This is a genomic window from Ectobacillus polymachus (assembly GCF_048159605.1).
GTDB classification, from domain to species: domain Bacteria; phylum Bacillota; class Bacilli; order Bacillales; family Bacillaceae_G; genus Ectobacillus; species Ectobacillus polymachus.
Window position 1 is genome coordinate 575138 of the sequence record NZ_JBLREB010000001.1, and the last position, 11742, is coordinate 586879.

11 protein-coding genes and 1 other annotated feature are annotated in these 11742 nt (G+C 40.2%); of the genes, 9 read left to right on the forward strand and 2 right to left on the reverse strand.

The genetic code is table 11. The features are described 5' to 3' along the window. The first annotated feature begins 45 nt into the window (after positions 1 to 45). From ACM5BR_RS02860 to fabL, 4 genes are all read left to right on the forward strand, one after another. Positions 46 to 1488, forward strand: coding sequence for an NAD(P)H-hydrate dehydratase (locus tag ACM5BR_RS02860; protein WP_416825691.1), 1443 nt, complete (start codon positions 46 to 48; stop codon positions 1486 to 1488). Positions 1489 to 1732: 244 nt separating this feature from the next. Then, the gene (locus ACM5BR_RS02865; protein WP_416825693.1) at positions 1733 to 2158 is read left to right on the forward strand and encodes a MarR family winged helix-turn-helix transcriptional regulator; all 426 of its coding nucleotides are present in this window, start codon (positions 1733 to 1735) and stop codon (positions 2156 to 2158) included. 102 nt (positions 2159 to 2260) lie between these two features. Further along, positions 2261 to 2416 (forward strand): imidazoleglycerol-phosphate dehydratase, encoded by a 156-nt coding sequence (locus tag ACM5BR_RS02870; RefSeq protein ID WP_416827819.1) that lies wholly within the window; start codon positions 2261 to 2263, stop codon positions 2414 to 2416. Positions 2417 to 2758: 342 nt separating this feature from the next. Beyond that, positions 2759 to 3505 (forward strand): enoyl-[acyl-carrier-protein] reductase FabL, encoded by a 747-nt coding sequence (gene fabL, locus ACM5BR_RS02875; RefSeq protein ID WP_416825694.1) that lies wholly within the window; start codon positions 2759 to 2761, stop codon positions 3503 to 3505. A 140-nt stretch (positions 3506 to 3645) separates the two neighbouring features. Here the strand turns inward: fabL and ACM5BR_RS02880 are convergent, their stop codons facing one another. After that, positions 3646 to 3990: an imidazole glycerol phosphate synthase gene (locus ACM5BR_RS02880; RefSeq protein WP_416825696.1), complete on the reverse strand. Its 345-nt coding sequence runs from the start codon at positions 3988 to 3990 to the stop codon at positions 3646 to 3648. 155 nt (positions 3991 to 4145) lie between these two features. Between ACM5BR_RS02880 and ytfJ the strand changes: the two genes are divergently transcribed. Then, positions 4146 to 4610, forward strand: a complete 465-nt coding sequence (gene ytfJ, locus ACM5BR_RS02885) for a GerW family sporulation protein (protein WP_416825698.1) — start codon at positions 4146 to 4148, stop codon at positions 4608 to 4610. A gap of 56 nt (positions 4611 to 4666) precedes the next feature. Here the strand turns inward: ytfJ and ACM5BR_RS02890 are convergent, their stop codons facing one another. Beyond that, positions 4667 to 5377: a C39 family peptidase gene (locus ACM5BR_RS02890; protein ID WP_416825700.1), complete on the reverse strand. Its 711-nt coding sequence runs from the start codon at positions 5375 to 5377 to the stop codon at positions 4667 to 4669. 1171 nt (positions 5378 to 6548) lie between these two features. Here ACM5BR_RS02890 and ilvD point away from each other — a divergent pair. The 4 genes from ilvD to ilvC all read left to right on the forward strand — a co-directional run bounded on the left by ilvD (position 6549) and on the right by ilvC (position 11741). Beyond that, positions 6549 to 8216 (forward strand): dihydroxy-acid dehydratase, encoded by a 1668-nt coding sequence (ilvD, locus tag ACM5BR_RS02895; protein ID WP_416825702.1) that lies wholly within the window; start codon positions 6549 to 6551, stop codon positions 8214 to 8216. Then, positions 8213 to 8440 (forward strand) — a binding site (T-box leader). Its footprint overlaps the gene before it by 4 nt. A 70-nt stretch (positions 8441 to 8510) precedes the next feature. After that, complete coding sequence (ilvB, locus tag ACM5BR_RS02900; protein ID WP_416825704.1) at positions 8511 to 10202, forward strand: acetolactate synthase large subunit; 1692 nt, start codon at positions 8511 to 8513, stop codon at positions 10200 to 10202. Continuing rightward, positions 10199 to 10714, forward strand: coding sequence for an acetolactate synthase small subunit (gene ilvN / locus ACM5BR_RS02905; protein WP_416825706.1), 516 nt, complete (start codon positions 10199 to 10201; stop codon positions 10712 to 10714). The genes ilvB and ilvN overlap by 4 nt, the downstream gene beginning before the upstream one ends. A 19-nt stretch (positions 10715 to 10733) precedes the next feature. Next, positions 10734 to 11741, forward strand: coding sequence for a ketol-acid reductoisomerase (gene ilvC / locus ACM5BR_RS02910; protein WP_416825707.1), 1008 nt, complete (start codon positions 10734 to 10736; stop codon positions 11739 to 11741). Position 11742 lies beyond the last annotated feature (1 nt).

Below are 11742 nucleotides of genomic sequence, written 5' to 3' on the forward strand. Positions count from 1 at the left end.
TAAGGGTGAGATAATTTACTTTTGGTAAAGCTAGGAGGGAAAGGAATGTATGTCTATTTTAAAGATGATATTCGAAACATTGATCAGCTTTCAGTAAAGCGTGGATTATCTATAGAGACATTGATGGAAAATGCAGGCCGTTCACTATTTGAAGAAATTGTGAAGGTAATACATAAAAATCATACGATTTGTATTTTAGCCGGAACAGGAAATAACGGCGGAGATGGAATTGTTCTTGCAAGATATTTGAAGATAAATGGATATCAGGTGTCGCTATGTTTTCCCGTGGGGACACCAAAGACCGAACCAGCACTTGCTCATCTACATTATTATGAGGCAAGCGGCTATGATGTGGTGGAATGGCCAACAAACCGGGTGTATGATGTCATTGTAGATGCTCTTCTTGGCATTGGTTCTCGTCCTGGTTTACAAGGTCAACTGATGAATGTGATAAGATGGGCCAATGAACAACATACTCTTCGCATCGCTATTGATATCCCTACAGGTATAAGTGCGGATGTTGGTTATGCAAATGAGGCATTTTTAGCACATTATACCTTTTGTTTGCACGGCTTAAAGCCGTCAGCACTGTTGGAGCCTTCCGCTGCTTATTACGGAGAATGGAAAAGTCTTGACATTGGGTTGCCTCAAAACGGCCTTTGGAAAGTTTGGACGGAGGAGGATGTAAAACAGACTACGCCGATTCGCTCTCCATTTTCTCATAAGGGTACGTATGGAACAGGCCTGTTATTAGCAGGAAGCGACGAAATGCCAGGTAGTGCCCTGCTTGCTGCATTCGGTGCGATGCGATCAGGCATTGGAAAGCTAACCATAGGAACAACAAAATTTACTGCAAGTGTACTAACGCCAAGGTTACCTGAAGCAACATATATGACAGACGGGTTACAAAGAGTTGCAAAAGGGGATATAGCTAATACTTACCGTGGTGCGGCAATCGGACCAGGTATCGAGGATCAAAATATAACTGAACAGGCGATTAAAACGCTCTTTACTATGCCAATGCCTGTTGTGTTGGATGCAGGGGCACTTTGGAAGCGGGAATATCCTAAGCGAAGCCATGTGACAGTACTAACGCCGCATCCTGGTGAATTTAGCAGAATAACCGATACTAGCGTAGCTGATATCCAAGCAAATCGTCTTTCTCTCGCCTCTGACTATGCGAAAAAGCACGGTGTGATAGTTGTTTTAAAAGGAACTTATACTGTCATTGCTTTTCCTGATGGCAAAGGGGTAATCAATACAACCGGTAATTCTGGATTGGCAAAGGGAGGAACTGGTGATACATTAACTGGTATACTTCTAGCGTTTTTATGTACGTACGAACACCAACAGGAAGCCGTTGCCAATGCTGTGTATATCCACGGCTTATGTGCAGATGAATGGGCAAATGACTACGCCAAAGTATCCATGCTTGCAAGTGATATTAGTAATATGCTGCCGAAAGTATTAAAACGCTTTCAACAATAAATATTGGTAGTAAATTGTATGAATGAAGCTGCTGGAAGAGACCCTTATATATTAGAATACAAAAGAAAAAAGAAGAGCACCACTTGTGTACCCTTCTTTTGGCAGAATCGCCAATGAAAGCAACCTACATACGGTATAGCCAAATTCGAATAACTACATACACGATTTCAAGAGAAAAAGATGACAATTTAGTGAACGTAGTATATAGTTAATCTAGTTAAATAAAAGGAGACATAATCTAATCATGAGTGAATATCGCGAAGAGCTTTCTAATGAGCTTGTAGCATCAATGTTTATTGTCTTTCGTTCCTTACGAGGTGAAGTTTCAAAGGTGTTTGAAGAATTTATTCCAATGAATGAGTTTTTCGTTTTACGTATTTTAAATCGAGAAAAACAAGAGAAAGTATCGAAAATAGCACAGGAGCTACACGTATCAAGCAGTCATATTACGGCTGTTTCTGAAAAATTAATTGCTAGGGATTTACTAGAGAGAACTCGCTGCAGTACGGATCGCCGAGTTGTTTTTTTAAAGATAACCGAGCAAGGAAGCAAGCTTGTTCGTGAGATGGAAGAAAGAAAAACAAAATACATAAAAGAAAAATTTGCTACACTATCTGAGGAAGAAATGAAGATAGCCATTGATGTGTTTCAAAAATTAGCAAAATCGTAATTTATAGGGAGAGAGCCATGCTAGAATCGGATCGTTTAATGTGACTAAAACCATGAAAACAGCGGAAAACTAATCGCACATTCCTAAGAAAGGGTGAGTGTGATAAGTAGTCATAACGGTAGCAAGGGAAGTAAAAATCAGTCTTCTCCAAGTACGAACTGGAGTATTGAAGAAGCTTCATCGATTGGAAACAGCAATAAAGGTAATGAATACCGGTCTCGGAAAGGAAGTAAGTCACAGAAACTGCACAAAAAATAAAAATTACTCGAAAGCCAAGGTAAAAACTTACTGATTTTTTTGGACAACTTGACAGAATATTTTGAGAGCTGGTTCAACAGGGAATGTTTTTTTCCTTTTTGAGCCAGTTTTAATTTTTAAGGGTAAAAAAATTACTCCCTGCTAGCTTGGCAAGGAGTGGGAAGGGGGTCGATCTATGTCAAAAGGATTAAGCTGCTTGGGGCAACTCCTTATTGGATACTTTACATACCCCTTGTGAAATCATTGTGAACTCTTGGTGAAAGGGAAATGAAATTTTCATTCATTGACCGAATCGCATAAGAAAGGTAAAATTTTGTACATATATATGAGGAGGAAATACATATGGCAGAAAAAGTTGCACTTATTACAGGTGGTACCCGAGGAATCGGTAAAGCAATTGCAAAACGTTTTGCAAAGGAAGGCTATAATGTTGTACTCAATTACATGCGTAAAAAGAGCGATGCAGAACAAACAAAAGAAGAGATTGAATCACAATTTGGCGTAAAAGTATTACTTGTCAAGGCAAATGTTAAAGAAGTAGATCAAATTCAGCGATTATTTCAAGAAGTAAGAGATTATTTTGGACGTCTTGACGTATTTGTAAACAACGCTGCATCAGGTGTCCTTCGTCCGCTTATGGAAGTGGAAGAAAGTCATTGGGACTGGACACAAGATATTAACGCAAAAGCCTATTTATTTGCAGCACAAGAGGCAGCTAAACTTATGGAAAACGGTGGAGCTATCATTGCGATGTCAAGTCTCGGTTCTATTCGTGCCCTGCCGAATTATGTTACAGTGGGAGTTTCCAAGGCGGCAGTAGAGGCGTTAACTCGATATTTAGCTGTAGAGCTTGCACCGAAAGGGATTGTGGTAAACGCAGTATCTGGAGGCGCTGTTGATACAGACGCACTTACTCATTTTCCAAATCGTGAGGAACTATTAGAATCAGCTGCGTCACGAAATCCAGCGGGTCGCCTAGTGGAACCGAATGACTTGGCAGAAACTGTGTATTTCCTAAGCACATCTGCTGCAAGTATGATTCGAGGACAAACGATTATTGTAGATGGCGGATTGTCTTTGCTTGCATAATTACCAAGGTAAAAACAATACAGATGAAAAAACCATAGAAGTGAACTGCACCCCCAATTGTTAGATACAACTAACAATTGGAGGTGTAGTTTTTTTATGGCGAAGTTTTCATTTGAAGATAAACTGAATGCATTTCAAGCTTATCTGTAAAATAACGACAGGATTGCACTGATGACTGCGACTCGAAATACGATCGCAAGCACAGCAGCAATTCCGCCTAAAATTATTGCAAGTCTTCCTGTCGTTCTCGCATCTCGGCTCATTGCAAAAAATCCGAGAATGACAGCGATGATTCCAAACATAGCTGGATACGTAAAGAAGGATAATACCGCAAGAGCTAGTGCAGTATATCCAATCACAGCTCCGGAAGTAGTAGGCTCTACCTCTTTTCGCTCTGGGTTCACACGAACAGGAGCTACTTCAGCGGCAAATTCTTCATCCTTGTGATCTTGAGAAAAGCTTTGATTGTGATCTTTATCTGCCATAATCAAACCCCTTTCTTTCATATGGCTCCTAAATAGGAGCTATGTATAGTATGACCTCTACTTTGCAAAAGACCCCAAGAAAAAAGCTGGTATGATTGTTATTTTATTGGAAACGATAAAAGGGAAACTGAATGTAACAAAGGAGGCTTAGAATCATGCAGCATCCAATTGAAGATCTTATGAAAACAGCGATGCATAATTTAAAAGAAATGGTGGATGTAAATACGATTGTGGGGAAACCTGTCGCTACGAATGATGGGAGTGTCATTCTTACCGTTTCAAAAGTATCCTTTGGTTTTGGGGCAGGGGGAAGTGATTTTCAGGGGAATGGAAATGGATCCACATTCATCAAGCGTCCTAAAAATAAATTTCATCCGAATCAAGAACAGGAAAAAAAGATAGCAGCAACTGAAAAAGAGCAGGAATACCCGTTTGGTGGTGGAAGTGGTGCAGGGGTGTCAATTAATCCGGTTGCCTTCTTAGTTGTTGGCGAAAAGGGTGTACAGGTAATGCATCTACAGAGCAATACGCATTTAATTGAAAAAGCCCTAGATGTCGTACCGAAAGCCATTCAATCGATTCAAAATATGAGAAATGAGAAGAAAAATTCGTTTCAATAATATACCAAAAGGAGATCATACTTCATGAGTCAGTCTCCTTTTGGTATATGTATCACTTACTTGGAATTGGTCGGTTCGGGAAGAGGCTTGTAGCTAATGGCTTGTCGCCCCATTTGAATCCATGCCTTTTCAAATTCTTTTCGATTAATCTTTCGCTTAGGAACGTCATGCAATGGGTCGTTTACGTAGACATGAAATGGGCTGTAGCCAACTAGCAGAACACTGTGCTGTGCGAATGTGACGCGCATCGGCCCTTCACTCGTATACCATGTTTCAAACCTTTCCTCAGGCAGAATAGAGAAGGTATCATTCACTATGGTCCATACGGGTGCACCTTTATCAATCATCCCATACAAATCCTCAGGTGAACCTCCTGTTATATTCACCAGTTGATTCGATAAATAGGTTAGACCTAATTTAAAAATGGGACCGGAAAAAACCCCTAGCCCTGGTCTGCTAAAGGAAAACATATCCCCTACAAACCCTTCCTCCATATTTCCATTAAGACCGTTTTGCTCAAATGGTACGTTGTCTAGCTTTGCAGCTAGTTCCATTTTGTCTACTGATACTCCAGCGTGCAAAAGCAGCATGGCTAAGCTTGTTACCTCACATCCCCTTGGAAGCTCGGGATTTTGCAACAAGTGTGTGGCATTGAGAATCGTCGTATTTTTAGAATATACTTTTTTCACGCCAAAATACGAGAGACCTGCAACAATCGGCAAAGACAAAATAGCTTTGATTTTATGTTGTTTTACCAAGCCTAACAAATTCTTACACGCCCCTTTTTATTTTTTTATCAGTATGTGGGTATGCTATAGGTATAAAGCGCTTTCCCATTATATTATATTATGTTTAGATGCAAATGCTGTTGTTTTATGTCAATAAAGTAAAATCATTATAGAATTTCTTGGTTTTGCTACATGGATTGAACTAGCTAAAAGGAGCACGGAAATGATTAATATCAAACAATTTATCGTAGGAGTATTTCTGTTGATCGGTGCCTTTTCCATATTTGTATGGAAGGAAGTAAAAGCAGCTGTAATCAACAAAAAACTGTATGTCTAAATTTGAGTGATAGGATTTAGACATATATTTTATAAATTTAGATATTGACTTTTCCTTTTAAGTGTTATAAAATTTACATCTCGTGTCTCAGTTATACTTGGAAGAACGCTGGCATAAAAAATTACTTGTAATGATACAGGTTGTACAATTATACAGGCTGAAAAGATCGGGCAGGATAGCCAACAACTTTTACAGTCTACATACAGGTTGTTTACCTGTGTAAAGTAATGGCTGGCTTAGCAGGAGCGGTCACTGGAGCCGCAAGGGTAAAAGAGAGGTAGGGCTTTTATCTGAAAAGTAGATCAGCATGTTACAAACCCTTTCGTTTAAATGCAAAAAGGACTTTTTATAAAAGTCCTTTTTTTATTTTGGCGGATAGGACTTTCCCCGATATAATCCAACTCGAGTAACTGTGATGTTCCAATAGGTGTAATGATTATTCCCATATAAAAATAGTAGGTCTAGAAATTTGTCGAAAAATTTTTAAAATAAAATGGAAGCGTTAACAATATTGATATTACAGTAAATTCTGTCATTTTATTAAATGTAATATTTAAAATATTTAAAAAATTGTTTTGATTAATTTATAAAGGAAGCGTAAACTAAGTAACAATAAAAATAATTGTTTAGCTATAGGGGGATATAAGATGAACGAGCAACAGATTTATTTTTCTGATGTACTTAACCCCCAAGTAAAATCGCTAAACTATTTAAATAATATTTTTTAGTAATAATTGAAGCTCAGCTAGTCGGTGTGGAAAGTAAAACAGGTTCTGCCACAAATAGTTTATTAACTGAATTTCGTAGACTCGTAGTTCAAGACGGAGAAAAAATTTATAAAACAGACCATGTTAATTAATGGAGGAGATAGCGTTGCGAAGTAATATGATAAAAAATGGAATTGATCGCGCTCCTCACCGCAGTTTGCTTCATGCAGCAGGTGTTAAAGAAGAAGACTTCGGTAAGCCGTTCATTGCGATTTGTAATTCCTATATAGACATTGTCCCTGGACACATTCATCTGCGAGGATTAGCAGATGTTGCAAAGGCTGCAATTCGAGCAGCGGGAGGAGTACCGTTTGAATTTAACACCATTGGTGTAGATGATGGTATTGCAATGGGACATATCGGAATGCGATATTCGCTTCCAAGTCGTGAAATTATCGCAGATGCAGCTGAAACAGTGATTCAAGCACATTGGTTTGATGGTGTATTCTACATTCCAAACTGCGATAAAATTACACCGGGCATGCTGATGGCAGCCGTTCGCACAAATGTGCCAGCTGTGTTTGTATCAGGAGGACCGATGGAAGCTGGGGTAACAAAGAATGGTAAGCAGCTTTCCCTAGCATCTGTGTTTGAAGGGGTAGGAGCTCTTAAATCGGGTCGAATCAGTTTAGAAGAACTGGTAGAAATGGAACAGGCAGCTTGCCCAACATGCGGATCCTGCTCCGGAATGTTTACAGCAAACTCTATGAATACGATTATGGAAATGCTGGGTGTTGCGCTTCCTGGAAATGGAACAATTGTTGCAACAAGCGAAGAGAGACATGAGCTGATTTATAAGGCTGCCTCTCATCTTATTGAATTGATTCAAAACGATATAAAACCGCGTGACATCATTACAAAAGATGCAATAGACGATGCTTTTGCGTTAGATATGGCAATGGGAGGATCAACTAATACTGTGCTTCACATGTTGGCGATTGCAAATGAAGCTGGTATTGAATATGATTTGAACTCGATTAATGAAGTAGCAAACCGCGTTCCATATCTAGCAAAAATAAGTCCGGCATCCCTATACTCGATGAATGATGTTCATCATGCAGGTGGAGTTTCCGCAATTATTAAGGAACTCGCTTCCATACCAGGAGCGATTCATCCTGATCGTATTACGATAACAGGAAAGACATTGCTGGAAAATGTCCAAGATGCAGAGATAACAAACGAAGCGGTTATTCATAAAAAAGAAAATCCATACAAAAAAACAGGCGGATTGTCCATTCTGTTTGGAAATATTGCTCCAGACGGTGCTGTTATTAAAGTCGGAGGTGTCGATCCTTCTATTGAAACATTTGTTGGGAAAGCAATTTGCTTTAACTCCCATGATGAAGCGGTAGAAGCGATTGATGAAGGTCTTGTCAAGGAAGGTCATGTGGTTGTTATTCGTCATGAAGGACCAAAGGGTGGACCTGGTATGCCGGAAATGCTTGCACCAACTTCATCTATTGTAGGAAGAGGACTTGGTACTAAAGTAGCTCTTATTACAGATGGACGTTTCTCAGGTGCCTCGCGCGGTATTGCAATCGGTCATGTGTCACCTGAAGCAGCGCAAGGCGGACCAATTGCTTATGTGAAGAACGGCGATTCCATCATTATTAATTTAAAGGATCGTACATTACATTGGGAAATTTCTGAAGAAGAATTTCAAACTCGTAAAGAAAATACTGTATTACCTGAATCGAAAGTGAAAAGCGGATATTTAGCACGTTATGCAAAGCTTGTTACTTCGGCGAATACAGGTGGAATTTTAAAAGTGTAAAAGCGATGACGGGGAGGAGTAGTTGTTATTGAAGCCTCACAGAGAGTCGGTGGCTGGTGGAAACCGATGGTTCAAAACAACGAACATCGCCCCTGAGTGTTGGGTTAAATAAGTAGGCTCAAACGTTAGCCACGTTATCGGCTCGGCTCTATGAGAGTCTCTGAGGCAAGAAATGATTATTTCTTGTGAAGAAGGGTGGTACCGCGAAATCATTCGCCCCTTTAGTCACGGTTTATTTGTGGCTTTGGGCGAATGTTTTTTTATATAAAAATACGGCTTGGGGGTTGAAAGGGCATGACTACGCAAACAAAGGAACGTACAGGAGCAGAGCTTCTAATTCAATCGCTTACGAATGAAGGTGTAGAAATTATTTTCGGCTATCCTGGTGGGGCGGTTTTACCTCTTTATGATGCTTTATATGATTGCAGCATTCCCCATATTTTACCGAGACATGAACAGGGAGCGATTCATGCAGCCGAAGGGTATGCACGAGTAACAGGAAAACCCGGAGTTGTAATTGCAACGAGTGGACCAGGAGCGACGAATCTAATTACTGGATTAGCTGATGCGATGATTGATTCCCTTCCGCTTGTTGTGTTTACTGGTCAAGTATCGAGCCGAGTAATCGGATCCGATGCATTCCAAGAAGCAGACATTATTGGATTAACAATGCCAGTAACAAAGCATAATTATCAAATTCGTAAAGTGTCTGATCTGCCGCGAATTGTAAAAGAAGCGTTTCATATCGCTTCAACTGGTCGAAAGGGTCCGGTAGTAATTGATTTGCCAAAGAATATGGTCACAGAGAGAGCGACAGTAAGTAATCAAGTGGAAATCGATTTACCAGGCTATCAACCGAATTATGAACCAAATCGTCAACAAATTGCAAAGCTTTTAGCAGCTGTATCGAAGGCCAAGAAGCCTGTTATTCTTGCAGGTGCTGGCGTTCTTCACGCGGATGCTTCTAAAGAGCTTACGAAATTTGCACATTTATATCGTATTCCGGTTGTGAATACATTACTTGGACTAGGTTCATTCCCACCGCAGGATCCGCTTTTTTTAGGAATGGGCGGTATGCATGGAGCGTATGCAGCAAATATGGCCTTGTACGAATGTGATCTTCTCATAAATGTAGGAGCTAGATTCGACGACCGTCTTACAGGTAACCTAGCCCATTTTGCTCAATTTGCTACTGTAGCACATATCGATATTGATCCAGCAGAAATTAGCAAAAATGTACCGACTGAAATTCCAATTGTTGCTTCTGCCAAACTTGCTCTGCAAGCCCTATTAGAAAAAGAAGGAGCAGCTGCTAATCACGAAGAATGGCTAGAATTAATGATAAGTCGAAAGGAAAAGTATCCGTTGCGATATGAAAAATGCGGAGAAGTATTAAAGCCGCAAACGGCCATTGAATTGTTGTATGAAGTAACAGAAGGGAAAGCAATTGTAACTACGGATGTAGGGCAGCATCAAATGTGGGCAGCCCAGTATTATCCGCTTCAAGATCCAGACAAATGGGTTACATCTGGCGGACTTGGAACGATGGGATTTGGATTACCGGCAGCTATCGGCGCTCAATTTGCAAGACCAAAAGAGTTGGTGGTAGCAGTTGTTGGAGATGCAGGCTTCCAAATGACGCTGCAAGAACTCAGCGTATTAAAGCAGCATCAATTACCAATTAAAGTTTTCATTTTAAACAATGAGGCGCTTGGAATGGTTCGTCAATGGCAGGAATCTTTTTACAAAGAGCGTTATTCTCATTCCTTGCTTTCTTGTCAACCGGATTTTGTTGCTTTGGCAGATGCTTATGGGATTAAGGGTGTTCGCATTACAGATCCAAAAACTGCGAAACAGCAATTGGAAGAGGCAATCACATTTGATGGACCAGTATTAATCGATTGTCGCGTGCTACAATCGGAAATTGTTTTGCCGATGGTGGCACCTGGAAAAGGCATTCATCAGATGGAAGGTGTGGAAGAATGAAGCGAATTGTAACGGCAACGGTTCGAAATCAAAGTGGTGTCCTAAATCGTATTACTGGGGTTATGTCGAGAAGGCAATTCAATATTGAAAGCATTTCAGTAGGTCACACAGAAGCTGCTGATCTTTCTCGGATGACATTCGTTGTACATGTTGACAATCTACAGCAAGTGGAGCAGCTTATTAAAAACCTTCATAAGCAAATAGATGTAATTAAGGTGTCTGATATTACAGATGAAGCGATGATTGCTCGCGAGCTCGCACTAATTAAAGTGTCGACTACGCTGGCAACTCGCACTGAGATTTATAGCTTAATTGAACCATTCCGTGCTTCCGTTATCGATGTTGGCAAAGATTCTGTCGTTGTCCAAGTAACAGGAACATCGGATAAGGTAGAAGCATTAATTGAATTGCTTCGTCCGTACGGGTTGAAAGAAATTGCCCGTACAGGCGTTACCGCATTTACACGCAGTATGAAGAAGCAAGATAAACAACAAATGATGATTATTCATTAAAAATTAGGAGGAAAAGAAAATGACAAAAGTATATTATAAGGATTCCGTTACAAACAACGTATTAGAGGGAAAGACAATTGCAATCATCGGTTATGGTTCTCAAGGCCATGCACATGCACAAAATTTACGAGATAATGGTTTTACTGTAATCATTGGAGTTCGTCCAGGAAAATCATTTGATAAAGCTAAGGAAGATGGATTTTCTGTTAAAACAGTTGCAGAAGCTGCGAAGGAAGCAGATGTTGTGATGATCCTGCTTCCAGATGAAAGACAACCAGAAGTTTATGAAGCAGAAATCGCTCCAAACTTAGAAGCGGGTAATAGCCTTGCATTTGCTCACGGCTTTAACATTCACTTTAAACAAATCACTCCACCAGCTGATGTTGATGTATTCCTAGTAGCACCTAAAGGTCCGGGACATCTAGTTAGACGTACGTTTGTAGAAGGCGGAGCTGTTCCAGCATTGTTTGCTGTCTATCAAGATGCAACAGGTACTGCAACTGAAAAAGCATTGTCATATGCAGATGGCATCGGCGCAACTCGTGCAGGGGTGCTTCAAACAACATTCCAAGAAGAAACAGAAACCGATCTATTCGGAGAACAAGCTGTTCTTTGCGGCGGGGTAACAGCACTTGTAAAAGCTGGATTTGAAACGCTTGTTGAAGCAGGATACCAACCAGAATTGGCTTATTTTGAAACATTCCATGAGTTAAAATTAATCGTTGATTTGATGTATGAAGGCGGTATTGCAAACATGCATTATTCCATCTCGGATACAGCACAATGGGGCGATTATGTATCTGGACCACGTGTCGTAACAGCAGATTCAAAGAAAGCAATGAAGGACGTTCTTACTGACATTCAAAATGGAACATTTGCAAAAGGATGGATTGAAGAACATAAATCAGGTCGTCCAAACTTTAATAAATTTGTGGAAGCTGAAAAGAATCATCAACTTGAAACGGTTGGAAGCAAACTACGTGAAATGATGCCATTTGTAAAACCACGCACTAAAGTGGAGGCATAAG

What these genes read in the sequence shown, in the direction of transcription:
- ytfJ (WP_416825698.1), top strand. Translation starts at nt 4,146, where the DNA reads ATGCAGCATCCAATTGAAGATCTTATGAAAACAGCGATGCATAATTTA.
- ACM5BR_RS02880 (WP_416825696.1), bottom strand. Translation starts at nt 3,990, where the DNA reads ATGGCAGATAAAGATCACAATCAAAGCTTTTCTCAAGATCACAAGGAT.
- ilvC (WP_416825707.1), top strand. Translation starts at nt 10,734, where the DNA reads ATGACAAAAGTATATTATAAGGATTCCGTTACAAACAACGTATTAGAG.
- ilvN (WP_416825706.1), top strand. Translation starts at nt 10,199, where the DNA reads ATGAAGCGAATTGTAACGGCAACGGTTCGAAATCAAAGTGGTGTCCTA.
- ACM5BR_RS02860 (WP_416825691.1), top strand. Translation starts at nt 46, where the DNA reads ATGTATGTCTATTTTAAAGATGATATTCGAAACATTGATCAGCTTTCA.
- fabL (WP_416825694.1), top strand. Translation starts at nt 2,759, where the DNA reads ATGGCAGAAAAAGTTGCACTTATTACAGGTGGTACCCGAGGAATCGGT.
- ilvB (WP_416825704.1), top strand. Translation starts at nt 8,511, where the DNA reads ATGACTACGCAAACAAAGGAACGTACAGGAGCAGAGCTTCTAATTCAA.
- ACM5BR_RS02865 (WP_416825693.1), top strand. Translation starts at nt 1,733, where the DNA reads ATGAGTGAATATCGCGAAGAGCTTTCTAATGAGCTTGTAGCATCAATG.